Annotated in this window: 23 protein-coding genes; 12 read left to right on the forward strand and 11 right to left on the reverse strand. The window is 72.2% G+C overall.

Features of this window, described 5'->3' with window-relative positions:
- Positions 1 to 24 precede the first annotated feature (24 nt).
- Positions 25 to 1,323, forward strand: coding sequence for a styrene monooxygenase/indole monooxygenase family protein (locus ACIPUC_RS22300; protein ID WP_446591588.1), 1,299 nt, complete (start codon positions 25 to 27; stop codon positions 1,321 to 1,323).
- On the opposite strand, the gene ACIPUC_RS22305 is transcribed toward ACIPUC_RS22300, so the two are convergent.
- The 3 genes from ACIPUC_RS22305 to ACIPUC_RS22315 all read right to left on the reverse strand — a co-directional run bounded on the left by ACIPUC_RS22305 (position 1,236) and on the right by ACIPUC_RS22315 (position 3,410).
- The gene (locus ACIPUC_RS22305) at positions 1,236 to 2,480 is read right to left on the reverse strand and encodes a C40 family peptidase (protein ID WP_446591590.1); all 1,245 of its coding nucleotides are present in this window, start codon (positions 2,478 to 2,480) and stop codon (positions 1,236 to 1,238) included. The genes ACIPUC_RS22300 and ACIPUC_RS22305 overlap by 88 nt on opposite strands.
- 106 nt (positions 2,481 to 2,586) lie before the next feature.
- Positions 2,587 to 3,003 (reverse strand): SHOCT domain-containing protein, encoded by a 417-nt coding sequence (locus ACIPUC_RS22310; protein WP_446591592.1) that lies wholly within the window; start codon positions 3,001 to 3,003, stop codon positions 2,587 to 2,589.
- A complete protein-coding gene (locus ACIPUC_RS22315; protein ID WP_446591593.1) occupies positions 3,003 to 3,410 on the reverse strand; it encodes a DUF6325 family protein in 408 nt (135 codons plus the stop codon). Before ACIPUC_RS22315 ends, ACIPUC_RS22310 begins: the two co-directional genes overlap by 1 nt.
- 95 nt (positions 3,411 to 3,505) lie before the next feature.
- Between ACIPUC_RS22315 and ACIPUC_RS22320 the strand changes: the two genes are divergently transcribed.
- From ACIPUC_RS22320 to nadE, 3 genes are all read left to right on the forward strand, one after another.
- Complete coding sequence (locus tag ACIPUC_RS22320; protein WP_446591595.1) at positions 3,506 to 4,873, forward strand: FtsW/RodA/SpoVE family cell cycle protein; 1,368 nt, start codon at positions 3,506 to 3,508, stop codon at positions 4,871 to 4,873.
- Positions 4,870 to 6,330 carry a penicillin-binding transpeptidase domain-containing protein gene (locus ACIPUC_RS22325; protein ID WP_446591596.1) on the forward strand — a complete coding sequence of 487 codons (1,461 nt, stop codon included), beginning with the start codon at positions 4,870 to 4,872 and terminating at the stop codon, positions 6,328 to 6,330. The genes ACIPUC_RS22320 and ACIPUC_RS22325 overlap by 4 nt, the downstream gene beginning before the upstream one ends.
- Before the next feature lie 175 nt (positions 6,331 to 6,505).
- Positions 6,506 to 7,336, forward strand: a complete 831-nt coding sequence (gene nadE, locus ACIPUC_RS22330; RefSeq protein WP_446591598.1) for an ammonia-dependent NAD(+) synthetase — start codon at positions 6,506 to 6,508, stop codon at positions 7,334 to 7,336.
- A gap of 30 nt (positions 7,337 to 7,366) precedes the next feature.
- Here nadE and ACIPUC_RS22335 read toward each other — a convergent pair whose 3' ends face one another.
- Positions 7,367 to 8,476 carry a ferritin-like domain-containing protein gene (locus ACIPUC_RS22335; protein WP_446591599.1) on the reverse strand — a complete coding sequence of 370 codons (1,110 nt, stop codon included), beginning with the start codon at positions 8,474 to 8,476 and terminating at the stop codon, positions 7,367 to 7,369.
- 166 nt (positions 8,477 to 8,642) lie between these two features.
- Between ACIPUC_RS22335 and ACIPUC_RS22340 the strand changes: the two genes are divergently transcribed.
- Genes ACIPUC_RS22340 through ACIPUC_RS22350 form a run of 3 tightly spaced genes read left to right on the forward strand, consistent with a single transcriptional unit; the run spans position 8,643 to position 10,588 of the window.
- Positions 8,643 to 9,572, forward strand: a complete 930-nt coding sequence (locus tag ACIPUC_RS22340; RefSeq protein WP_446591601.1) for an AurF N-oxygenase family protein — start codon at positions 8,643 to 8,645, stop codon at positions 9,570 to 9,572.
- A 22-nt stretch (positions 9,573 to 9,594) separates the two neighbouring features.
- Complete coding sequence (locus ACIPUC_RS22345) at positions 9,595 to 10,308, forward strand: TetR/AcrR family transcriptional regulator (protein ID WP_446591602.1); 714 nt, start codon at positions 9,595 to 9,597, stop codon at positions 10,306 to 10,308.
- Positions 10,309 to 10,318: 10 nt separating this feature from the next.
- Positions 10,319 to 10,588 (forward strand): hypothetical protein, encoded by a 270-nt coding sequence (locus ACIPUC_RS22350; protein ID WP_446591603.1) that lies wholly within the window; start codon positions 10,319 to 10,321, stop codon positions 10,586 to 10,588.
- A 35-nt stretch (positions 10,589 to 10,623) separates the two neighbouring features.
- On the opposite strand, the gene ACIPUC_RS22355 is transcribed toward ACIPUC_RS22350, so the two are convergent.
- The 3 genes from ACIPUC_RS22355 to ACIPUC_RS22365 form a co-directional block, all read right to left on the reverse strand.
- Positions 10,624 to 11,880, reverse strand: a complete 1,257-nt coding sequence (locus ACIPUC_RS22355; RefSeq protein ID WP_446591604.1) for a histidine kinase dimerization/phospho-acceptor domain-containing protein — start codon at positions 11,878 to 11,880, stop codon at positions 10,624 to 10,626.
- Positions 11,877 to 12,737 carry a hypothetical protein gene (locus tag ACIPUC_RS22360; protein ID WP_446591605.1) on the reverse strand — a complete coding sequence of 287 codons (861 nt, stop codon included), beginning with the start codon at positions 12,735 to 12,737 and terminating at the stop codon, positions 11,877 to 11,879. The genes ACIPUC_RS22355 and ACIPUC_RS22360 overlap by 4 nt, the downstream gene beginning before the upstream one ends.
- Before the next feature lie 181 nt (positions 12,738 to 12,918).
- The gene (locus tag ACIPUC_RS22365; protein WP_446591606.1) at positions 12,919 to 13,566 is read right to left on the reverse strand and encodes a hypothetical protein; all 648 of its coding nucleotides are present in this window, start codon (positions 13,564 to 13,566) and stop codon (positions 12,919 to 12,921) included.
- A gap of 196 nt (positions 13,567 to 13,762) precedes the next feature.
- Here ACIPUC_RS22365 and ACIPUC_RS22370 point away from each other — a divergent pair, with 196 nt between their 5' ends.
- Positions 13,763 to 14,584 carry a nuclease-related domain-containing protein gene (locus tag ACIPUC_RS22370; RefSeq protein WP_446591607.1) on the forward strand — a complete coding sequence of 274 codons (822 nt, stop codon included), beginning with the start codon at positions 13,763 to 13,765 and terminating at the stop codon, positions 14,582 to 14,584.
- A gap of 80 nt (positions 14,585 to 14,664) precedes the next feature.
- Here ACIPUC_RS22370 and ku read toward each other — a convergent pair whose 3' ends face one another.
- Entirely contained in the window at positions 14,665 to 15,774 is a 1,110-nt protein-coding gene (gene ku / locus ACIPUC_RS22375) for a non-homologous end joining protein Ku (RefSeq protein WP_446591609.1), read from the reverse strand.
- Between the two features lie 31 nt (positions 15,775 to 15,805).
- On the opposite strand from ku, the gene ligD reads away from it, so the two are divergent.
- Positions 15,806 to 16,711, forward strand: a complete 906-nt coding sequence (ligD, locus tag ACIPUC_RS22380; protein WP_446591611.1) for a non-homologous end-joining DNA ligase — start codon at positions 15,806 to 15,808, stop codon at positions 16,709 to 16,711.
- Positions 16,711 to 17,595 carry an ATP-dependent DNA ligase gene (locus ACIPUC_RS22385; RefSeq protein ID WP_446591887.1) on the forward strand — a complete coding sequence of 295 codons (885 nt, stop codon included), beginning with the start codon at positions 16,711 to 16,713 and terminating at the stop codon, positions 17,593 to 17,595. The genes ligD and ACIPUC_RS22385 overlap by 1 nt, the downstream gene beginning before the upstream one ends.
- Positions 17,596 to 17,648: 53 nt before the next feature.
- On the opposite strand, the gene ACIPUC_RS22390 is transcribed toward ACIPUC_RS22385, so the two are convergent.
- The 3 genes from ACIPUC_RS22390 to ACIPUC_RS22400 all read right to left on the reverse strand — a co-directional run bounded on the left by ACIPUC_RS22390 (position 17,649) and on the right by ACIPUC_RS22400 (position 19,732).
- Positions 17,649 to 18,044: a DUF6479 family protein gene (locus ACIPUC_RS22390; protein ID WP_446591612.1), complete on the reverse strand. Its 396-nt coding sequence runs from the start codon at positions 18,042 to 18,044 to the stop codon at positions 17,649 to 17,651.
- A gap of 272 nt (positions 18,045 to 18,316) precedes the next feature.
- Positions 18,317 to 19,303, reverse strand: coding sequence for an XdhC family protein (locus ACIPUC_RS22395; RefSeq protein WP_446591614.1), 987 nt, complete (start codon positions 19,301 to 19,303; stop codon positions 18,317 to 18,319).
- Positions 19,304 to 19,468: 165 nt separating this feature from the next.
- Entirely contained in the window at positions 19,469 to 19,732 is a 264-nt protein-coding gene (locus ACIPUC_RS22400; RefSeq protein WP_446591615.1) for an HNH endonuclease, read from the reverse strand.
- Positions 19,733 to 20,199: 467 nt separating this feature from the next.
- Here ACIPUC_RS22400 and ACIPUC_RS22405 point away from each other — a divergent pair, with 467 nt between their 5' ends.
- Together ACIPUC_RS22405 and ACIPUC_RS22410 are read left to right on the forward strand one after the other, a co-directional pair.
- Complete coding sequence (locus tag ACIPUC_RS22405; protein ID WP_446591616.1) at positions 20,200 to 20,796, forward strand: hypothetical protein; 597 nt, start codon at positions 20,200 to 20,202, stop codon at positions 20,794 to 20,796.
- A 1,029-nt stretch (positions 20,797 to 21,825) separates the two neighbouring features.
- Positions 21,826 to 22,218 (forward strand): type II toxin-antitoxin system HicB family antitoxin, encoded by a 393-nt coding sequence (locus ACIPUC_RS22410; protein ID WP_446591618.1) that lies wholly within the window; start codon positions 21,826 to 21,828, stop codon positions 22,216 to 22,218.
- The last annotated feature ends 351 nt before the right edge of the window (positions 22,219 to 22,569 follow it).

Genomic DNA, 22,569 nt, shown 5'->3' on the forward strand with positions numbered 1-22,569 from the left:
GATCCCGAATAGAGAACGTGACAGATGCGCAAGATACTTGTCGTAGGAGCCGGCCAGTCCGGTCTCCAGCTCGCCCTCGGACTCCAGTCGAAGGGGTACGACGTCACCCTCATGTCCAACCGGACGGCGGACGAGATCCGCACCGGGCGGGTGATGTCCACGCAGTGCATGTTCGACTCGGCGCTGCGCCACGAGCGTGACCTCCGGATCAACTTCTGGGAGCAGCAGGCCCCGAAGATCGAGGGCCTCGGCGTGTCGGTGGCGGCACCCGACGCCGGCCGCGCCATCGACTGGCTCGGCCGTCTCAAGGGGTACGCGCAGTCCGTCGACCAGCGGGTGAAGATGGCCGGCTGGCTCGACACCTTCGCGCAGCGCGGCGGGCAGCTGGTCGTCCACGGCGCCTCGGTGGCCGACCTCGACTTCTTCTCCCGTACGTACGACCTGGTGCTGGTGGCCGCCGGCAAGGGCGAGCTGGTGTCCATGTTCGGGCGGGACGCGGCACGCTCCCCGTACGAGGCCCCGCAGCGCGCGCTGGCCGTCTCGTACGTGCACGGACTCGGCCCGCGCCCGGAGCACCCGGAGACCGAGGCGGTGCGCTGCAACCTGGTCCCGGGCGTCGGCGAGCTGTTCGTGATGCCGACCCTGACGACGTCGGGCCGGGCGGACATCCTGTTCTGGGAGGGCGTTCCGGGCGGGCCGCTGGACGTGTTCCAGGGCGTGAAGGACCCGGGGGAGCACCTGGCGCTCACGCTGGAGCTGATGGAGAAGTTCACGCCGTGGGAGTACGCGCGTGCCACGGAGGTTGAGCTGACGGACGCGGGCGGCACGCTGGCCGGCCGGTACGCGCCGGTGGTCCGCAACCCGATCGGGCGGCTGCCGGGCGGCGGGCTGGTGCTGGGCGTCGCGGACGTGGTCGTCGCCAACGACCCGATCACGGGTCAGGGCTCGAACTCCGCGGCCAAGTGCGCGGCTTCGTACCTGTCGTCGATCCTGATGCACGGGGACAAGCCGTTCGACGAGGCGTGGATGAAGGCGACCTTCGACAAGTTCTGGTTCACCACGGGCAAGCCGGTGACCCAGTGGACGAACGCGATGCTGGGCGTCCCGCCGGAGCACGTCCTGAACCTGATCGGTGCGGCCGGGCAGCTCCAGCCGGTGGCGGATCGATTCGCCAACGGCTTCGACCACCCGGCCGACTTCGACGACTACTTCTACGACCCGCAGGACGCGGCGGACTACTTGGAGTCGGTCTCGGCCTCGGATGCGGTCTCGGATTCGGCGTCGGGATCGGGATCGGGCTCGGGGGCCTCCTCCGAGGAGTAGCCGGTGTCGTCCCCCTCCTCCGCCGCCTCGGGCAGCGGCGGAGGGGCGAACTCCGCGAGCGGGGTGCCGCCGGGGTCCGGGCGCACCGCGCCGAGGAGCGGGTTGGCGGCGATCGGGGAGACCTTGACCTTCGCCCCCGGGCGCGGCGCCTGGATCACCTTGCCGCCGCCGACGTACAGGCCCACGTGGGTGGCCTTGGGGAAGTAGACCACCAGGTCCCCTGGCCGCAGCTGGTCCAAGGGCACCTTCGGCAGCGTGGCCCACTGCTCCTGGCTGGTCCGCGGGATGGTGCGGCCGGCGTGCGCCCAGGCCTGCGAGGTCAGTCCGGAACAGTCGAACGAACCCGGGCCCTCGGCGCCCCACACGTACGGCTTGCCGATCTGGGCCGCCGCGTACCGGAGGGCCGCGCCACCGGCGGCCGTGGGCGTACCCGTGCGGGCGGGGAGCCGGCCGGAGTCCACCAGCTCGCGCTGCGCGCCGGCGGTGTTCGCGGCCTCGCGTGCGCCGAGCTGCGCGAGCTGCTCGGGGGTCAGGGCGGCGAGCGTCCGCTCGACCTCCTTGAGCTGCGTCGCGACCTCGTCCTTGTGCTGCTTCTGCCGCGCGGCCAGGGTCTGCTGGGAGTCCAGGGCCCGGCGGGCCCGGGTGGCGAGGTCGCCGGCCTCCCGCTCGCCGCGCGTGAGCCGCTTCAGCAGGGCGGCCTGCCGGGCGCCGGCGCGGGCGGCGAGGCGCCGCTGGTCCAGCGCGGCTTGGGGGTTGCCGGCGAGCAGCATCCGGGCGTAGGGGGAGATGCCGCGGGCGCCCTGGTACTGCTCGCGGGCCAACCGCCCGAGGAGCGCCTTCTCGGAGCCGAGGGCGGTACGGGCCCTGCCCAGCTCGGCGGTGAGCCGCCGCTCCTCGTCCTGGCGGGCCTTGAGGGCGACCTCGGTGGCGTTGTAGGCCTCGGTGGCCTCCTCGGCCTTCTGGTACAGCCCTTGCAGCCGGGTGAGCAGCACCCCGACGGACTCGCCGGCTGCGCGGGGCGCTGCGGGTGCTGCGGGTGCTGCGGGCGCTGCGGGCGCACCGGGTTCGGCGTCGGCGACGGGGACCGGGCCGGCGGCGACGAGCACCGCGGCGATGCAGACGGCGCGAAGCAGCCGTGGGGACAGCCGATGGGACATCGGGATCACCTCCGAGGCGCCCGATGCTGCCATGTCCGGTATGACAAATCCCCCAACGGTGTCGGCCGGTCGCGAGGCGGTCACCCGGTTGGGGGTGGGGAGGCCGTCAGTCCCGCAGGAGCCTGGCCTTGGCCGTGGTGAACTCCTCCGGCGTGAGCAGGCCCTCCCGGGCCAGGCTCGCGAGCTGGGTCAGTTCCGACACCAGGCCCGTCCGGGGAGCGGGCGGGGCCGGCGGGGGTTCCTCCGGGGCGTCGGGGTCCGGGGGCCACGGTGCCGGTTCCCCTTCCCCTTCCCCTTCCGGTTCCTGTTCCTGTTCCGGCTCCCACTCCACCCGGCCCGGGTCCTCCGCCGTCCCCGGGTCCTCCGCCGCCCGCACCGCCCGGCCCAGCAGCCCGCGGGGGGTCCGTGCCGCCGTACCCTCCGCCACCGGGCCCGCCGCCCGTGCCAGCAGCCCCCGCAACAGCGGCCGGCCCGCAGGGCGGTTCGCCGCGCGGACCGTGACTCCCACCGGCCGGATGAACATCAGACCGCCCCCGTCCGGGTGTCCGCCGGGACCCGGTCCGCCGGGATGCGGACCGACCCCACGATCCGCCCGCCCGCCGCCCGTACGGCGATCGCCGCGTCCTCCGCCCACACGTGCTCGACCAGCAGCAGCATCGCGCAGCTCCCGCGCTCCAGCAGCTCCGCCGCCTCCTGTACGTCCTCCGGCCCGATCAGCCGTGCCACGTCCCGGCCCGTCAGCAGGCCCCGCAGCTCCACGAACTCGTCGAACTCGGCCGCGAGGACCTCGCCCGCCGCCGTTCGCGTCGCCACGAGCCCGTCGATCAGCCGGACCACCCCCGTCTTCCGCAGCCCCGTCACCGCCTCGACGGCCGGCACCCGCAGCTGCTCCTCCGGGAAGGCGAGGACGATGAACTCCACAGGTCCCATAGGGCTCGGCTCCTGATCCCGACCGTTTATGACGACTCTTCGGCACACTATGACATAAGCGGACATAGCATCCATTCCCTTGCTACGTTTCGCCTATGACCGCTCTGACGGCACAGGTGGCGGAGCCCGCCCCGCCCCCGCCTCCCGACGCCGGCGCCCCCAAGCGGCGCGGCGTCGAGCTGACGCTCCTCGCCGGCGCCGTCCTGATCTCCGTACTCGGCCACCTCTACGTCGGCCTCGCCACCACCGGCCGCATCCCCGGCCCCGCCGGCCGCTACGCCGCCGGCCTCGCCGTCGCCGCCCTGCTCGCGCACCTCGCCGTCCGCTTCCGGGCCCCCTACGCCGACCCCCTCGTGCTCCCGATCGCCGTCCTGCTCAACGGGCTCGGCCTCGTCCTCATCCAGCGCCTCGACGCGACCACCCCCGGCCACCTCGCCGCCGGGGACCAGCTGCGCTGGTCCGCCCTCGGGGTGGCGCTCTTCGTCCTCGCCGTCGTGGTCCTGCGCGACCACCGGGTGCTCCAGCGGTACGCCTACCTCTCCGTCGCCGCCGCCCTCGCGCTGATGCTCGTCCCCGTCTTCTTCCCGGCGGTCAACGGCGCCCACATCTGGATCCGGTTCGCCGGACTCTCCTTCCAGCCGGGGGAGTTCGCCAAGATCCTGCTCGCCGTCTTCTTCGCCGCCTACCTCGCCGCGAACCGCACCGCCCTCGCCCTCACCGGCCGCCGGCTCTTCTGGAAGCTGCGCCTCCTGCCCGGGCGGGTGCTCGGCCCGATCCTCGCGATCTGGGCGCTGAGTGTCGGCGTACTGGTCCTGGAGCGGGACCTCGGGACCTCGCTGCTGTTCTTCGGACTGTTCGTGATCATGCTGTTCACGGCCACCGGGCGGATCGGCTGGATCGCGATCGGCCTCGTCCTGGCCGGGCTGGGCGCCTACGCCGTCGGGACCTTCGAACCGCACGTGAACAGCCGCGTGGACGACTGGCTGAATCCTTTCGCCTCCATCGAGCGCGGCGAAGGCCCCGGCCAGCTCGCCCAGTCCCTCTTCGCCTTCGGCGCCGGCGGCCTGCTCGGCGCCGGGCTCGGCCACGGCCAGTCCTTCCTCATCGGCTTCGCCGCCAAGTCGGACTTCATCCTCGCCACCGCCGGCGAGGAGCTCGGCCTGGTCGGCCTCGCCGCGATCCTGCTCCTCTACGGGCTCCTGGTCGCCCGCGGCTTCCGCGCCGGGCTCGCCCTGCGCGACCCCTTCGGCCGCCTGCTCGCCACCGGCCTGGCCTCGATCGTCGCGCTCCAGGTGTTCGTCATCGCGGGCGGCGTCACCGGGCTGATCCCGCTGACCGGCATGGCCATGCCCTTCCTGGCCCAGGGCGGCTCCTCCGTCGTCACCAACTGGATCATCGTCGCCCTGTTGGTCCGGCTCAGCGACAGCGCCCGCAGGCCCGCACCGCAGGAGCCCCCCGAGTGATCCGCTACATCCGCTGGTGCGCGTACTTCTGCGCCCTGCTGCTCGTCGCCCTGCTGGTCAACATCGCCCGCGTGCAGGTCTGGGAGTCCGCCGCCTACGGCGCGAACCCGGCCAACAAGCGCCCCGCCATCGAGCGCTACGCCCAGCCGCGCGGGGACATCCTGGTCGACGGGCGCCCCGTCACCGGCTCCCGCGACAGCGGCCAACTGCTGCGCTACGAGCGGACGTACGCGCACGGCCCGCTGTATGCGCCCGTCACCGGCTTCTCCTCCCAGACCTACGGGACCAGCTTCGTGGAGCGCGCCGAGGACGGGCTCCTCGCGGGCACGGACCCGGGCCTCTCGGCCTTCCCGCTCTGGTACGACCTGACGCGCGGCCGCCCGGCCGGCGGGAACGCGGCCACCACCGTCCGGGCCGGCGTGCAGCTGGCCGCGTACGCGGGTCTCGCGGGCAAACGGGGTGCGGTGGCCGCCGTGGAGCCGGCCACCGGGAAGATCCTCGCGCTGGTGAGCAGCCCCTCCTACGACCCCGCGGCGCTCTCCGGTACGGGCGCCCGGGTCAAGGCGGAATGGGCGCGGCTGAACGCGGACCCCGCCCGGCCGATGCTCAACCGGGCGCTGCGCGAAACCTACCCGCCCGGCTCCACCTTCAAGATCGTGACGGCGGCGGCTGCCCTCGACGCGGGCGTGGTCACCGATGTGGACGCGCCCACCGAGACCCCCGACCCCTACCCGCTGCCCGGCACCCGCACGCTGCTGCCGAACGCGGGCACGGGCTGCCAGGACGCCTCGATGGCGGAGGCGGTGCAGTGGTCCTGCAACACGGTGATGGCGAAGATCGGCGTACGGGTCGGCCTGCGCGGCATGGTGGAGGCGGCGGAGCGGTTCGGCTTCAACCGCGACGGGCTGCGGGTGCCGTCGTGGGTGTCGCGGTCGAACTTCGACACCGACATGAGCCAGGACCAGCTGGCCCTGTCCGCGATCGGGCAGTTCAACACCCGGGCCACGCCCCTGCAGATGGCGATGGTGGCGGCCGCGGTCGCCAACGGCGGCGAGCTCACGTCCCCCTATCTGGTCGACCGGACCACGCAGGACGACGGGTCCCCGGTGCGGCGCGGCCATCAGCGCAGCCTGGGCCGCGCCATGAACCCGGCCACGGCCCTGCGGATGCAGCAGCTGATGGTGAAGGTGGTGGAGGACGGGACGGGCAAGAACGCGGCGATCCCGGGTGCGGTGGTCGGCGGGAAGACCGGCACCGCGCAACACGGCGTCGGCAACACGGGGACCCCGTACGCGTGGTTCATCTCCTGGGCCAAGGCCGAGGGTGCGCCGCTGCCGGCCGTCGCGGTCGCGGTGGTGGTCGAGGACGCGGCGGCGAACCGCGGGGACATCAGCGGGAACCTGGCCGCCGCGCCGATCGCCCGGGCGGTGATGGAGGCGGCGCTGGCCGCGCACTGAAGGCCGGCGGCGGCGCAGGCGGCGGAGCCGCGCCCCCGGACCGCGCCCCCGGACCGCGCCCCCCGGACGCACCCCGGAGCCACCCGGGCCCGCTCCGGGGCCGTCGACTAAGGTCTCGGAGGCAGCGAACCGCGTACCCCACGCACGACACCACGCACGACCCCGAGGAGCAGCCGTGAGCGAGCCCGCGTCCACCGCACTGCAGCAGGAGATCGCCCGGGAGCTCCTGGTGAGCGAGACCTTCGACGCGGAGCGCGAGATCGAGCGCCGGGTGGCCTTCCTCACCGAGCGGCTCACCTCGACCGGCCTGCGCTCCCTGGTCCTCGGCATCAGCGGCGGCGTCGACTCCACCACCGCGGGGCGGCTGTGCCAGCTCGCCGTGGAGCGGGCCCGGGCGGCCGGGCACGAGGCCGTCTTCTACGCCATGCGCCTGCCCTACGGGATCCAGGCCGACGAGAAGGACGCCCAGCTCGCCCTCTCCTTCATCCGCGCCGACCAGGTCCTGACCGTCGACGTGAAGCCGGCCAGCGACGCCGCCCTCGCGGCCTCGCTCGCCGCCGGACTGGCCTTCCGCGACGCGCACCACCAGGACTTCGTCCAGGGCAACATCAAGGCCCGCCAGCGCATGATCGCGCAGTACGCGGTGGCCGGCGCGCACGACGGCCTGGTCGTCGGCACCGACCACGCCGCCGAGGCGGTCTCCGGCTTCTTCACCAAGTTCGGCGACGGCGCCGCCGACCTCGTCCCGCTGACCGGTCTGACCAAGCGCCGGGTGCGCGCCGTCGCGGACGCCCTGGGCGCCCCCGCCGAGCTGGTGTGGAAGACCCCGACGGCCGACCTGGAGACCCTCGACCCGGGCAAGGCCGACGAGGACGCGCTCGGCGTCACGTACGACGACATCGACGACTTCCTGGAGGGCAAGCCGGTGGACGCGCGCGCCTTCGAGATCATCACCCGCCGCTACCGGCTCACCGAGCACAAGCGGCAGCTGCCGATCGCGCCGTAGGGCTGTGGTGCTCCAGGGGGCGCCGGGGTTCTAGGGGGCGCCGGCTCCGTCGGCGATCGCCGCGCGTACCTCCGCCACCCGCTCGGACTCCTCGGCCGCGAACCGCTCGCGGTCGAGGGCCTCGGCGATCTCCTCGTCCTGGCTCATCAGCAGGTCGAGGTTGGAGTCGCCCATCTCGAAGACGCCCATCTCCAGGTACGCCTTCTGCAGCCGCTCGCCCCACAGCCCGATGTCCTTCACGCACGGCACGATCCGGCTGAACAGCAGCTTGCGGAACAGGGCCAGGAACTCCGACTGCTCACTGAACTGCTCGGCCTCCTTCTTGGGGATGCCGAAGTTCTCCAGCACCTCCACCCCGCGCAGGCGGTCCCGCATCAGGTAGCAGCCCTCGATCACGAACTCCTCGCGCTCGCGCAGCTCGGCGTCCGTCAACTGCTTGTAGTAGTCGCGCAGCGCCATCCGCCCGAACGCCACGTGCCGGGCCTCGTCCTGCATGACGTACGCGAGGATCTGCTTCGGCAGCGGCTTGTCGGTCGTGTCGCGGATCATCCCGAAGGCGGCCAGCGCCAGCCCCTCGATGAGCACCTGCATGCCCAGGTACGGCATGTCCCAGCGGGAGTCGCGCAAGGTGTCGCCCAGCAGCCCCTGGAGGCTGTTGTTGATCGGGTACAGCATCCCGACCTTCTCGTGCAGGAAGCGCCCGAAGATCTCGGCGTGCCGGGCCTCGTCCATGGTCTGGGTGGCGGAGTAGAACTTCGCGTCCAGGTCCGGCACCGACTCCACGATCCGCGCCGCGCACACCATCGCGCCCTGCTCGCCGTGCAGGAACTGGCTGAACTGCCAGGAGGCGTAGTGCCGGCGCAGCTCGCCCCTGTCCCGCTCGGTGAGCTTGGCCCAGTGCCGCGTCCCGTACAGGGTCAGCACCTCGTCGGGGGTGCCCAGCGGATCGTACGGGTCCACCTCGACGTCCCAGTCGATGCGCTTGGCGCCGTCCCACTGCTTGTCCTTGCCCTTCTGGTAGAGCGCGAGGAGGCGTTCGCGACCCTCGTCGTACTCCCAGCTGAAGCGGGCCGAGCCGGCGGAGGGGATCTGCCAGACGCCCTCGCCCGGGTCCTTGGTGTAGAGCTCGTGCGTCGACACTGACGCCCCCTTGTCACGTACTGCCGTACAGGACTGGTCAGTTGGCAGCGTCACACGTTGGTAGACGCGGGGTCAACAAGTCGTGCGCGGGGGATTGACGACCTTGCTGACAAGCAGTCTCATAACCAGTGACCGCCGGTAACTCGACGACGAGGTGTCCGAAGCCATGACGACCGTGACCGATCGAGCCGCGCTGAGGGACGCCCTCGGCCTCCTCAAGGACCGCGAGCAGATCGCCGAACGACTGCTCGAATCCTCCGCCAAGCACTCCTTCGACCCCGACAAGGAACTCGACTGGGACGCCCCGGTGATCGAGGGCAAGTACTACTGGCCGCCGGAGCTGCTCTCCCTCTACGACACCCCGATCTGGAAGAAGATGGGGGAGGAGCAGCGCATCGACCTCTCCCGCCACGAGGCGGCGGCACTCGGCTCGCTCGGCATCTGGTTCGAGATCATCCTCATGCAGCTCCTGGTCCGCCACATCTACGACAAGTCCCTGACCAGCAACCACGTGCGCTACGCGCTCACCGAGATCGCCGACGAGTGCCGCCACTCGATGATGTTCGCCCGCATGATCCAGAAGGCCGGCGCCCCCGCCTACCCGGTCTCCCGCGTCAACCACAACCTCGCCCGCGTCCTCAAGACGGTCTCCACCACCCCGGGCTCCTTCGCCTGCACCCTCCTCGGCGAGGAGATCCTCGACTGGATGCAGCGCCTGACCTTCCCGGACGAGCGGGTCCAGCCGCTGGTCCGCGGGGTCACCCGGATCCACGTCATCGAGGAGGCCCGGCACGTCCGGTACGCCCGCGAGGAACTGCGCCGCCAGATGCTGACGGCCCCGCGCTGGGAGCAGGAGCTCACCCGCATCAGCTGCGGCGAGGCCGCCCGCGTCTTCTCCCTGGCCTTCGTGAACCCGGCCGTCTACGAGAACATCGGCCTCGACCGCCGCGAAGCCGTGGCCCAGGTCAAGGCGAGCGGGCACCGCCGCGAGGTCATGCAGACCGGCGCGAAGCGGCTCACCGACTTCCTCGACGACATCGGCGTGATGCGCGGGGTCGGCCGCAGGCTGTGGAAGAGCTCGGGCCTCCTGGCGTAGGGGTGTCGTCTACCCTGCGGGCATGACCGTACGCGCCTACCGCAGGCTGAGCGTCGAGGAGCGGCGAGCCCAACTCCTCGACGCCGCCCTGTCGCTGTTCGCGCACCGGGCGCCGGAGGAGGTCTCCCTCGACGACGTCGCCGAGGCCGCCGGGGTCTCGCGCCCGCTCGTCTACCGCTACTTCCCGGGCGGCAAGCAGCAGCTGTACGAGGCGGCCCTGCGCTCGGCGGCCGACCTCCTCGAACTGTGCTTCGCGGAACCGCAACAGGGCCCGCTCACCCAGCGCCTCAGCCGGGCCCTCGACCGCTACCTGGCCTTCGTCGACGAGCACGACACCGGCTTCGCGGCCCTCCTGCAGGGCGGCAGCGTCGTGGAGACCTCCCGCACGACGGCGACGGTCGACGGCATCCGCCGGTCCGCCGCCGAACAGATCCTCTTCCACCTGGGGGTCGCGGCCCCCGGACCCCGCCTGCGCATGATGGTCCGTACGTGGATCACGGCGGTCGAGGCGGCCTCCCTCATCTGGATCGACGAGGGCAAGCAGCCGGAGGTCGGCTCCCTCCGCGACTGGCTGGTGGACCAGTTCATCGCGCTGCTCACGGCCACCGCCGCCACGGATCCGGAAACGGCGGCCGCCGCGCGTGCCGCCCTCGCCCTGGAATCGGCCGACGGCCCGGTCGGGGTGCTGGCCCGCCGCGTGATCCCGGTGGTCTCCGAGGCCGCCCACCTCCTGTGACACTGGTGGGGTGAGAAGCGAACCGACCCCCTTCGAGGGCGGCCCGATGGACGGCCGGGTCCTCCCGATCCTCCTCGGCCCGACCGGCCATCCCCCGAAGTGGTACGAGATCCCCGTCCCGGCGCCGGACGGGGGCCCGCCGACGGTGCTCCTCTACGAACGCGTCCCGGCGGGCTACTCCAAGCGCCTGGGCCTCCAGAAGGGCTGGAAGTACACCTTCCGTCCCTCGGGCCGGAAACCGAGACCCCGCTGGCCGTGGACAAAGCCGCCGCGCGCCTAGTGCCGTGACCGGAGGGGGCTGCCGCCGGGGCGGGGTCAGGGCTCCGCCGGAGGCATCGGCGCCGGCGCCGGAAGCGTCAGTGCCGCCTCCGCGCCGCCGCCCTGCGCCGCCCGGAACTCCAGCCGGGCCCCGATCGCCTTCGCCTGGCCCACCGCGATCGTCAGGCCCAGCCCGTGCCCCCTGCCGCCGCTGCGGAACCGCTGCGGGCCGTGCGCCAGCAGGTAGTCGGGGAAGCCGTCGCCGTGGTCCCGTACCGTCACCACCGGCCCGTCCACGGTCAGTACCACCGGCGCCCGGCCGTGCTTGTGCGCATTGGCCACCAGATTGCCCAACACCCGCTCCAGCCGCCGCCGGTCCGTCTCCACGTGCGCGTCCCGGACGACCACGACCTCCGTCTGCGTCCCGGACGCCCGTACCACCCGGCCCGCCAGCCGCCCCAGCTGGTGCAGGTCCGTCTCCACGACCTCGCTGCCCGAGTCCAGCCGCGAGATCTCCAGCAGGTCCTCCGTCAGCTGCCGCATCGTCCGTACCCGCTCCCGCACCAGCTCCGTCGGCCGCCCCTCCGGCAACAGCTCCGACGCCGCCTGCAACCCGGTCAACGGCGTGCGCAGCTCGTGCGCCACGTCCGCCGTGAACCGCCGCTCGCTCTCCAGCTTCGCCTGCAGGCTCCCCGCCATCGTGTCCAGCGCCCCGGCCACCGTCGCCACTTCGTCCTGGTGCCGCGAGGGGTCCTTCGTCCGCGGGTCGCCCACCCGGGCGTCGAGGTCCCCCTGCGTGATCCGGCGCGCCACCGTCGCCGTCTGGTGCAGCCGCCGCGTCACCCGGGTCACCGCGAAGGCGCCGACCAGCAGCGTTCCGCCGATCGCCAGGACCGACGACCCGATGATCGCGTTGTCCAGCCCGCTGATCGTGCGCGCGCTCTGCTCGTAGTCGATGCCCGCGGCCAGCGCCCGCCCGTCCGCCGGAGCCGCCGCCCACATCGTCGGCCGGTCCCGGTGGTCGCCCACCATCGTCCCGCGCTGCCCGCTCAGGGCCAGCGCCCGCAGCCTCGGCGGCAGCCCCACGGGATCCAGGGCCGCATCGGGCGGCAGGGCCTCCCCGGCCTCGTACGCGCGCGAGGCGTCGTGCAGCTTCCCGAGTGCCTTCTCGCGCGCCGTGGCCACGGTCTGCCGGGTCACCTCCACATGGACCAGCGCGCCGAGCGCGGCCGCCAGCGCGCAGCACATCACCACGATGAAACACGCGGACTTCCAGGTCAGCGTGGCGGTCCAGGCGGGCAGCCGGGGTCTCACGGCGTGCCCGGTCTGTCGGGCGCGCCCGTCGCCTTCGACCGGGGGCCGGTCCCGGGGCCCGTACCGGAGCCGGGTCCGGTGCCGTTGCCCGGGCCCGCGCCGTGCCCCGCGCCCGGGCCGTGGCCGTGGCCGGGACTCGCCGGTCCCTGCGGACTGCCCGGCACCCGGACGATCTGCTCGCGCGTCGGCAGCATCGTCATCTGCTTCTCGTCCCAGGACCAGGCGGTGATCAGCTCGTAGCCGTTGTTCCCGCTGGGCGCCCGCAGGATCACGTCCCGCCCGGCCAGGTCCACGTTGATGACGGTCTGGGTCGTCGCCATGATGCGGGTGAGGCGTCCGTCGGCGTCCGCCGTGTACACCCGCACCGACATCATCTTGTCCGGGTACTCGATGCCGACGATCAGCTCGTCCTTGGCGTTGCCGGTGAGGTCGCGGTAGTACGGCGCCAGCACCGGGCACTCCTGCGGCTCCACCCCGTCCTTGCCGCAGTTCCTGATCGCGGCGGCGGTCTCCGCGGGCATCCCGTCCGGGCCGGCGCCGGTCTTCGGATGCGCCCGCAGCTCCGCCTGCACGAGGGCCACCGGGTCCACGGCGTGCACGTCCTGGTCCTGGACGGGCGGGATTCCCTTGACGTACTCGGGCGGGGCGCCACCGGGATCGGCCGGCGGTACGACGGCACCCTGGCGGTCGGGCCACAGGTGTACGGGCCCGCTCGCGGTCGGCGTCGAACCCGCGGCGACCAGCCCGCCGGCGTCGCCGCACCCCGCCACCAGGGGCAGCAGCACGGCGAGCAGACCGGTCAGTGCGAGCGCCCGCGGGACGGAGGCGGCGGCCGAGCGGAAGGGAAACGTTTTCACAGACCCCAGAGTCCTCCATGTCCGCAGCGGTATGACCTTCGGGTCATGGGGACTCGTCAACCTTATGCGGAGGTTTGCCCTTTTCGCCTACTGCTTTTGGCCGGACCGCTCCCGGACCGCGCTCGGCCGGCTCTCGGTCGGCTCTGGGTCCGGCCTCGGTCAGCTCTCGGCCGGCTCTCGGTCAGCTCTCGGTCCGCCCGCGCCGCAGCATCGCGAAACCGAGTCCGGCGGCGCCGACGGCCGCGATACCGCCGCCCGCGGCGAGCAGGAACACACCCTCGCCCGGTCCGTCGGCCAGCGTGTTCAGGCGCAGCGACTCGGCCGGGCCGGTGGCGGCGGTCCGGCTCTCGCCGCCCGCCTCCGTGCGCGCCGCCTCCTTGTGCGCCGACGCGGGGACGACCCGCCCGGTGCGGGTGCCGGTCTTGTACCCGTCGCCCGCGACGGCATGGGCGCGGCCCTCCGCGGGTACGTCGCCGCCCATCCAGGACGTCAGCCGCCCGTCGGACTCCAGCGCGGCGTGCAGGTCCCCGGCGCCGCCGAAGCCCGTGATGCCCTCACGGCTCGTCAGGGTGGTGGCCTTGTGGCCCCCGGCGGTCAGGATGTCGGCCCGGTACGCGCCCCCGGCGACCCGGTACACGTTCGCGGTGGAGGTGCCGTCCGCCAGGGTGAGGCTCTTCACCAGCGTCGCCTGCGGTCCCGCGGAGTGGGCGGACGAGGCCGCGGGCACTCCCTCGGCGAGGGCGGCGGCGGTGGGCAGCGCCAGCAGGCTTCCGGCGCATGCGGTCACGGCGGCGGCGCGAACGAGAGTGCGGCGGCTGACGGTGCTCACGGGGGAACCCTTCGGTGCTGGTCGGCTCAACTCGGCCCTGGTCGGTCCTAGTGGGACAAACCTAGGCGCCGGCCGTTGCGGCAGAGCCCCGTTCTTGTAACAGCGATGTCGCAGGGTCACGTCAGAGTCGTTACACGGCGGGGGGATTGCCCTGCGGCGCCCCGGCTGCTCCCATGGACGGCGGGGGTGAGGACCCATGAAGGGACTCAGGGTACTGCCGGGCGGCCGGGCCGGCCGGGGCCGGTTGTATGTCAATCTGCCCGACGGGCGCGCGGTGGCCTGGTACGACCGGCAGGCGAACCGGATCAGCGTCCTCGAGGACGCCCACCGCGAGGCGATCCTCACCGTGTTGCGGCCCTACCTCACCGGAACGGTCTCGATCGGGCCCCCGCCCGTCCCCTCGGCCGCCGAGCGGGCCGGCCTCGCCCTCCCGCCGGACGCGGACCTGGCCCCGAACCGCCCCGCCGAGGCCCTGCTGGGCGAACTGGAACACGGCCCGGCGGGCACCCGGGCACGGCACCGGCTGCGCCAGGACCTGCTGGCCCAGCAGCGCACGGGGGACACCTTCGACGCCCTGGAGGCGGACGGCTGGCGGATCCTGCACTGCGTCCCGGTCCCGGGACTGGGCCGCATCGACCACCTCCTGATCGGCCCGGCCGGGATCTTCTGCGTCCGTACGGTCCCGGGCCGCCGCCAGCGCGTGGTGGCCGGCGACCTCCTGCTCACGGTCGGCCGCACGCAGCCCCGCCCGGACCCCCGCTGGACCCGCCGCGCGGCAGCCCGCGCCGCCCGGGCCCTGACGGCCCAGGTCACCCCGGCCCTGGCCGTGGTCGACGCCTCCCGCGTCGAGGTGGCCCCCACCCTCCGCGACGTCCGCATCCTCCAGCCGCCCACGGCCGCCGCGGACCTCGCCTCCGCCCCCGCGGCCCTCAAACCCCCGGACGTCGAAGCCCTGTTCACCCTGGCCCGCGACACAAGAACCTGGCTGGGCCCCACAGCCGACTCCGCGGTCGGGTAAGCGGACCCCCAGCAGGGGAGAGCGCCGCAGGTCCAGGTCCAGGCCCAGGCCCCGGCCCGGGCGCGCCCCGGCACGCCGGCTCAGGCCGAGGTTCGCTTTCGGGCCGGCGTCGTCTTCTTCGCGGAGCCGACCGTCTTCTTGGCGGCTGCCGAGGTCGACTTGGTCGTCCTCGCCGTGGACTTGGCCGTCTTCGCCGTCGACTTGGCGGTCTTCGCGGTCGACTTGGCCGTCGACTTCGCCGCCCCGGCGGTCTTCTTCGCCGTACCCGACGCCGTCTTCTTCGCCGACGCCGCCGTCGACTTCTTCCCGCCCACTGCCTTCGGCGCAGCCGCAGCCGTCTTCTTCCGCCCCCGGATCGGCGTCACCTCGGCCTCGGCATCGGCCGTGCCCGCGCCCGCCGCATCCGCCTCCCCCCGCGAAGCCTTGGCCGCCTTCACGCTCTTCTCCAGCGCCGCCATCAGGTCGATCACCTGGCCCCCGGCCGGCTCCACGACGGCCTCGGACGGTTCGAACGCACCACCCGCCTTCGCCGCGATCATCGCCTCCACGGCGTCCCGGTAGTCGTCGTGCAGCGAGGACAGCTCAACCTCTCCCAACGTCGCCATCAGCGCGTCCGCCAGGTCGAGTTCGGCCGCCCGTACCGTCACGTCCGCCTCCGGAGCCACCCCCTCCGGCGCCCGGATCTCGTCCGGCCACAACAGCCCGTGCATCGCGATCACGTCGTCCACGACCCGCAGCATGCCCAGCCGCTCCCGCCCCCGCAGCGCGTACTTGGCGATCGCGACCTTCCGGCTCCGCTTCAACGCCTCCCGCAGCAGGGTGTAGGGCTTCGCCGCCGTCGCCCCGTTCGCCGCGAGGTAGTACGCCGCGTCCATCTGCAGCGGATCGATCTCGTCCGCCGGCACGAACGACATGATCTCGATCGTCCTGGCGGTCGCGATCGGCAGCTGCGCGAGGTCCTCGTCCGTGATCGGGATGATCGACCCGTCCGCCTCCTCGTACCCCTTCCCGATCTCGGCGCCCGGCACCTCCTCGCCGTCCAGCTCGCACACCTTGCGGTAGCGGATCCGCCCGCCGTCCTCGAGGTGGATCTGGCGGAAGGAGATCGAGTGGCTCTCGGTGGCGTTCACGAGCTTGATCGGAATGCTGACCAACCCGAAGGAGATCGCCCCATTCCAAATGGATCGCACGGTTCCTCCTGTTTCGTGGCAATCTCATCGTATGACGCCGATCACAGTGGTGGAGGGCCGTCGCATCCCGCTCAGCAATCTCGACAAGGTGCTCTACCCCGAGACCGGCTTCACCAAGGGCGAGGTGCTGCACTACTACGCCACCATCGCGGGCTCCCTCCTCGCCCACATCCACGACCGCCCGGTGTCCTTCCTGCGCTATCCCGACGGCCCGGAGGGGCAGCTCTTCTTCACCAAGAACCCGCCGCCCGGTACGCCCGACTGGGTGAAAACCACCCCCGTGCCCCGCTCCGAAGACCTCACGGCCAAACAGGTGGTCGTCGCCGACCTGGCCACCCTCATGTGGTCCGCCAACCTCGTCGTCGAGTTCCACACCCCCCAGTGGACCGCCGGCAGCCCCGCCGTCGCCGACCGCATGGTCCTCGACCTCGACCCCGGCGCGCCCGCCTCCGTCGTCGAGTGCTGCGCCGCCGCGCTCTGGCTGCGCGACCGCCTCGCCGCCGACGGCCTGGACGCGTACGCCAAGACCTCCGGCTCCAAGGGCCTGCACCTGGCCGTGCCGCTCGAGCCGACCCCCTCCGAGCAGGTGTCGGCGTACGCGAAACAGCTCGCCCAGGAGGCCGAGCGCGAGCTCCCCGACCTGGTCGTCCACCGCATGGCCAAGGCGCTGCGCCCCGGCAAGGTCTTCGTCGACCACAGCCAGAACGCCGCCGCCAAGACCACCGCCGCGCCCTACACCCTGCGCGCGCGGGCCCGGCCGACCGTCTCCGCGCCGGTGTCCTGGGAGGAGGTCCGGGCCTGCCGGCGCCCTTCCGACCTGGTCTTCCTCGCCGACGACATCCCCCCGCGGCTCGAGCGCGACGGGGACCTCTTCGCCCCCCTGACCCACCCCGACCGGGCCGGCCGGCTGCCGGGAAAGCGAGGAGGCCGGCCGTGATCCGCGTTGCGCTGGCCGCCGCCGTACGGACCCTCCCGCGCGGCGCGGGCCTGGCGTACGAGCCGAAGTTCGACGGCCACCGCCTCGTCATCGCGCGCTCCGCGACCGACGTCGTGCTCCAGGCGCGCTCCGGCCGGATCGTGACCAGCGCCTTCCCCGATCTCGAGGCGGCCGCACGGAAGTTGCCCGCCGGTACGGTCCTGGACGGCGAGGTGGTGGTCTGGCACAAGGGCCGGACGGAGTTCGCGCTGGTGCAGCGCCGGGCGGCGGCCACGGCCGCGCGGGCCGCCGTACTGGCGCAGACGCTGCCGGCCTCGTACGCCGCCTTCGACGTGCTGGAACTGGCCGGGCTGGACCTGCGCGGGCGCGCGTACGAGCGCCGCCGGGCCCTCCTGGTGGACCTCCTGCTGCCGCTCGGACCGCCGCTGCAGCCCGTGCCGATGACCACCGATCCGGAAGTGGCGGCCACCTGGTACGACGCCCTGCCCGCCAGCGGCATCGAGGGCCTGGTCGTCAAACGGCTGGACCAGACCTATCCCGCCGGGCGGCGCGGCTGGCAGAAGCTGCGGCACACGGACGTGCGCGACGCGGCGGTGGTCGGCTACACCGGCACCCCGCGCCGGCCGCTCGCCCTGGTGCTCGTCCTGCCGGTCGGGGACGAGACCCCGCTGGTGTCGAGCCCGCTGACGGCGGCCCTGCGCGCGGAGGTGGCGGAGGCGGTGTCGGGGCGGGCGGCGGCAGCCCCGGAGACGGCGACCGCCACCGCGATCGGGCTCGGCGAGGTGTCCTTCCGGCCGCTCGACCCGCCCCTGACGGCGGAGGTCCGGCACACCTCGACCCGGCACCCGCCGCCGGAGGTGCTGCGGCTGCGGACGGACCTCTGACCCGCGCGGGGGGCGGCGCGGGCCAGAGGGGGGGCGAGCGAGTGCGCGGGACGTCAGCTGTGCGCGCCGCGCCCCGCGTCCGGGGGAGCCCCGGGCTGTGGATGCGGACCGGGCCCCTCCACGTGCTGGTGACCGGACTCGCGCGCCTTGCGGACCTCGTCCGGATGGCTGGAAGTGGTCGAGCCGAAGTTTCCGTAGCCCTGCATCTCGTGCGGCCGCAGGCCGCCCTCGGGGATCTCCACGTGGTCCCGCTCCTCTCGGACCTCGTGGACGGCTCCGCCGTTCGGCAGGTGGGGCTGGCTCTCGGGGTCGGGCGGCGGAGGCTCCTTGGCCCGGACCCGCTGACCCAGCTTGAAGCCGGCGAGCAGGAAGCCCGCGACGATAATCCCGACGACCAGGAACCAGGCGATGTCGGTCAAGGTCGAGTCCACGCTCAGGATCGTGTCCATGGGATCCATTTTCCCGCACTTCGGAGCGATATGCGCTGTTCTGCCCGGGATACCTTGGGCCATCAGGGGTACGCGCCAGAAGCAGCCGATGGAAGCCCGCCGGGCTCGTAGGCGCCTGCCCGCCCGGGGCCGCTCTCACGCGCCCCCGCCGGTACGCGGTACAGGCCTGACCCGGTCCCGAGCGGCCGGCAGGTCCCCGTGACCGCGTCCTCGGTGACCGCGTCCTCGGCATCCGCCGCTCGGCCCGGCCGGGTATCCGGCGCTGCCCGCGCTCAGGAGTTGATGGGCCCGTCCGTATCCCGCAGGGTCTCGAGCTCGCGTCCCCCCAGCACCCCCAGGATCTCGGCACAGATCGCCAGCGCGGTCTCCGCCGGGGTCCGCGCGCCGAGATCCAGGCCGATCGGCCCGTGCACCCGGGCCAGTTGGGCCTCGCCCACCCCGGCCGCGACCAGCCCTTCCCGCCGCCGCGCGGTCGTCCGGCGCGAGCCGAGCGCACCGACGTACGGAACCCCGAGCGCGAGCGCCAGGCGCAGCGTCGGCACGTCGAACTCCTCGTCGTGGCTGAGCATGACCACGCACGCGGCGTCCCGCCGCGCCCGGAGCACCTTCGCGGCCTCGTCCGTACCGTCGACCAGCACGGCCTCCCAGCCCAGCAGCAGCGCCTGCCGCTCGATGATCCCGGCCAGCTCCCCGCCCCCGCCGATCACCACGTACGGAGCCGACGGGTACGCCTCCACCAGCACCAGCCCGGACTCCCCGTACAAGGCGTCCCGCCCGGCCCGCCGCGTACCCAGCAGCTCCCCGGCCCGCCGCCCGGCATCGTCACGCGCCACATCGCCGGCCCGCACGACCTCGCTGACGGCCTGATCGGCACCCTCCTTCAGCCGGGTCACCAACGCCACCCCGACCCCTTCCGCGAGCAGCTCCCACCACTCGGCCGGGATCGCCGACAGCGGCTGGAGCAGCACCTCGGCCTGCCCGCCACAGGTCAGCTTCGCCTCCACGGCCTCGGCCCCGCGCACGGACACCTCGCACACCCGCGCGGTGTCCCCGGCCCCCATGGCTCCGGCCTCGGCGACGAGCTCGGCATCAAAGACCCCCCGGTACAGCGCGCCGGCACACTCCCCCCGCGCCGCATCGACGAGCACGGCCCCGGCCGGATCCCGCGGCCCGAACCCCTGCTCGGTCACGGGCCGCGCCAGATACCCAGCCCGCCCCTCGGCCACCCACTGCCGCGCCGTCTCCACCAACTCACGCATCGGTGCCGCCCCATCCTCTACCCGCTGCCTCCCGCAAAGCACCAGGTCAACGGCACTATGCGGCCTCACACCCACCCTACGCACGCTCCCCACCCCGACCCACCCCCCAAACCCACAGACCCACCCCCACCCTCCTCGTACAGACCACCGGACTCAGCGCGCTTCTCACCTGCCGATGCCACAGGTTGTGGTCTCATGGGCGGCGGCCCCCATTCCGATCTTGGTCGTTCCACCGGGGAGGGCGTGGACCTCGTGCGTCACTGGGTCGATCGCGAACAGGCCTGCATCAACAGTCCGGTGGAGCGGCGCATCCATCGGCAGGCCGTTGCGCGGATGTGAACTTCCACCCCGGGAACGGGAGTGCCGAAAACGCGTGATGGCGTCCTCCCACCCACATGCCCAGGCCTTGACCGGGATGCCGGCCCTCATGCCGCGGAAGTCGTGAGAACGTCAGCACTACCTGGATACCCGCCCTTCTGCTCATCACCACGGGTTTCGTCCTCTGCGCACGCTGACGTCCCGGAGGATGGTTGACCTCCGGTCCCCTGCACCGAAGCCGGTCGACACGGAGGCGTATCGAGGATCTGCAGACGGCGCTCTCGGCCGCGGACGGCGCGCGGGCCGGCCTACCGGAGGCTGCCGCGCTCGCTGTACGAGTTACCGCGTCCAGGCGCTGGGCGGTCGCTCGAGTGTGGCTGTACGGCCCGGCCAACCTGGCCGCAGGTCTCATGCTCTACGGAACATTGGGAGGATGGGGCGGCCCTCTGCGACCGGCCGGCGCAGCCATCAGCGCGGGCTTGGCAGCCGGCGCGACAGTCGCCGAGGCGGCGTCGCGACGCAGGGCGGATCCCTACGGAGAAGCTACGTGCCGAGGCGTCGCAGCCCTGGAGGCGCTGGTGCTGCTGCCGGACAGCGCGGAGGGCCGGGTCAGGACTCTGCTGGAATCCCTCAGAGGCAGAGATCGCCGGCCGACGGCGTACTTCCCCGTGGACTGGTCCTTCCGCGCCGTCGAGGAGTTCTGTCTCGCGTTGGAACGGCTGGCGCGCCATGCGGTCCTCGGCGGGGACCGCGTGGGCAGAGCGCGGCGAGAGGCGCAGATCCATGTGTACGCGGCGCATGTGCAGGAGTTGCTGGAGCAGTATCGACTGGCGGCCGGTGAACCAGCCTGCGACGCCCATGGAAGTGACGCGGTGCGGGACGCTCACGCGCGAGTGCTGTCCCTCGTCTCCGGTGTGCTGGCGGATGTCTGTCAGGACCGGCTGATCATTCCGGCGCTCGGGTGGGAAGACCTTCCCGAGGATCGGCGAACAGCGCCGAGCCGTGCGACACGGCGGCAGACCGTCTGGCAGGCCGCTGTGGTCATCACGATCCTGATCGTGCTCGCGAGCCTGTTCATCTCGGCCGGTGTACCGGGTGAGTTCGTCTCCCCGATTCTCTTCGGACTCAGCGGTGCCCTAGGCGTACTTCTGCCCCGGGCGCGCTGGTTGGCCTGAGCCACCGACCGATTGAGCGCCCAGCCAGGTGTCATACGCTCACCCGGTGCGCGACGGCGAATGAGCCTTTCGACCCGCCGGGGCCCCCACCTGTGGGCCAAGATCCTGCCTACGAGTAGTGCGCAGGTCCTGACATTGGGCGACCTACGGCGGCAGTTGGCTGCGCATACGCGAAGACCCCGTTCTCAGCGTTCTCGCTGATGGCGGGGTCTTTGGGCACTTCCTGCGAAGTGCCCCCGGCAGGATTCGAACCTGCGCACACGGCTCCGGAGGCCCCGTGCTTCTTCCGTGTATCCGCAGGTCAAAGGTTGTGGGTGCCGTCAATCCCGCCGCGGCGGTCCATAAATAGGCCGTGAGCTCACGGCCCCCCGCCTCGTGCCTCCTATGCGCTGCTGATTGGCGGCTGCTGACGTCAATATTGTTACCGCACCTGAATGAGGCAACAACGCAGGATGCCCGGAGGGGCTCCGCTACGGGATGACCTCAGGCCTGGTACTGAAGAACGTCCTGCCAACCGTCCACGCGGCGAGGCAATCCCCATGGCTCTCCATGAAGGGCCATCAGGTCTCCGCGCGGCTCGACGGCCATGCGGAGGTTCTCGCGCGTGTCCCCGTGGCAACAACCGCCAAGCCGCAGCCTTGGCGAACGGTCAGTATCGCCACCCCTGGTGACGACAGTCGTCTGGCCGCCGATGAACAATCTGTCGCCTTAAGTAGACAGAGTTCGACTACTCGGCTAGTCTGCATGCATGCAGAAGCGAGCTTTACTCCGTGAACTGCGGCAGGTAGCCGCAGGCAAGGGGGTGGATCTCGTGCTCGTGAGACAGGGATCGCGCCACGAGGTGTACGCGATTAACGACGTACTCCTTCCTGTCCCGCGACACAGTGAGATCGCCAAAGGACTGGCTCTGGATCTGATCCAGACGGCAAAGGGGGCTTGATCGACACGGGGGATGCCGACTCTTACTCGGCATCCCCCAACGATCAGACTCTCATCGGTCCGGCGATCTGAACAGGAAGGGAAGGAGAAATGGGCGACAAGCTTACGTATGACGCGCTTGCGGTGCATGACGGAAAGTACTGGATTGTCCAAGTTAAGGGCCTTCCGGCGAACCACGCCGGGATCACGCAGGGTCGAACATGGCCCGAAGCGGAAAGGATGACGAAGGACGTAGTGGCCCTACTGCTGGACGTTCCAGAGGAATCCTTCGACATCGCGCTAAGGCCAGCTGACCCCAAGATGGCCGAGGTCATCGCCAAGGTGGAAAAGACCCGGGAGGAAGCAGAGCGCGCGGCTGCCGTTGCGCTAGATGCACTTCAGGAAGCAGCGCGGCTCCTAACTGACGAAGTGACAGTTAGAGACGCGGGAGCCATGCTTGGGGTCTCGCATCAATACATTGCGAAGCTAGCTCCAAAGAAGTAGCGCGTAGCAAGGCCAAGAGGTCCCCGTCAGGGCTAGAGACGGGGGCCTCACTTGTGCATGCACCCTGCTCTCCCGCAAGTGATGCCCCGCCGCCCTGACCTACGGCTGAACAACCGACCAACGCGCTGACCAGCGGCTGGGCTGTAGTCAGTTGTCGGCGGCGGTCGCTACTGAGCGCCCTAAACCACAGCCCGGGAGGGCGCTCGTCACTTGCGAGCGATCAGTAGGGCGGATCGACCTTGGCGCGTCAGGCCGCAGTGCTGAGGCGTCGACGTTTAGCCTCACGCCATGGCCGAGGAACAAGACAGACGATTGCCGCGAGTGACCATGCACCTCGTTTGGAGCAAGAGC

It is taken from the genome of Streptomyces sp. LARHCF249, assembly GCF_052871255.1.

Coding starts and splice junctions, on each gene's coding strand:
- ACIPUC_RS22400 (WP_446591615.1), bottom strand. CDS start 19,732: ATGAGGGCCGGCATCCCGGTCAAGGCCTGGGCATGTGGGTGGGAGGAC.
- ACIPUC_RS22390 (WP_446591612.1), bottom strand. CDS start 18,044: ATGGACACGATCCTGAGCGTGGACTCGACCTTGACCGACATCGCCTGG.
- ACIPUC_RS22315 (WP_446591593.1), bottom strand. CDS start 3,410: ATGGGACCTGTGGAGTTCATCGTCCTCGCCTTCCCGGAGGAGCAGCTG.
- ACIPUC_RS22370 (WP_446591607.1), top strand. CDS start 13,763: ATGAAGGGACTCAGGGTACTGCCGGGCGGCCGGGCCGGCCGGGGCCGG.
- ACIPUC_RS22300 (WP_446591588.1), top strand. CDS start 25: ATGCGCAAGATACTTGTCGTAGGAGCCGGCCAGTCCGGTCTCCAGCTC.
- ACIPUC_RS22305 (WP_446591590.1), bottom strand. CDS start 2,480: ATGTCCCATCGGCTGTCCCCACGGCTGCTTCGCGCCGTCTGCATCGCC.
- ACIPUC_RS22345 (WP_446591602.1), top strand. CDS start 9,595: ATGACCGTACGCGCCTACCGCAGGCTGAGCGTCGAGGAGCGGCGAGCC.
- ACIPUC_RS22310 (WP_446591592.1), bottom strand. CDS start 3,003: ATGTTCATCCGGCCGGTGGGAGTCACGGTCCGCGCGGCGAACCGCCCT.
- ACIPUC_RS22340 (WP_446591601.1), top strand. CDS start 8,643: ATGACGACCGTGACCGATCGAGCCGCGCTGAGGGACGCCCTCGGCCTC.
- ligD (WP_446591611.1), top strand. CDS start 15,806: ATGACGCCGATCACAGTGGTGGAGGGCCGTCGCATCCCGCTCAGCAAT.
- ACIPUC_RS22395 (WP_446591614.1), bottom strand. CDS start 19,303: ATGCGTGAGTTGGTGGAGACGGCGCGGCAGTGGGTGGCCGAGGGGCGG.
- ACIPUC_RS22410 (WP_446591618.1), top strand. CDS start 21,826: ATGGGCGACAAGCTTACGTATGACGCGCTTGCGGTGCATGACGGAAAG.
- ACIPUC_RS22320 (WP_446591595.1), top strand. CDS start 3,506: ATGACCGCTCTGACGGCACAGGTGGCGGAGCCCGCCCCGCCCCCGCCT.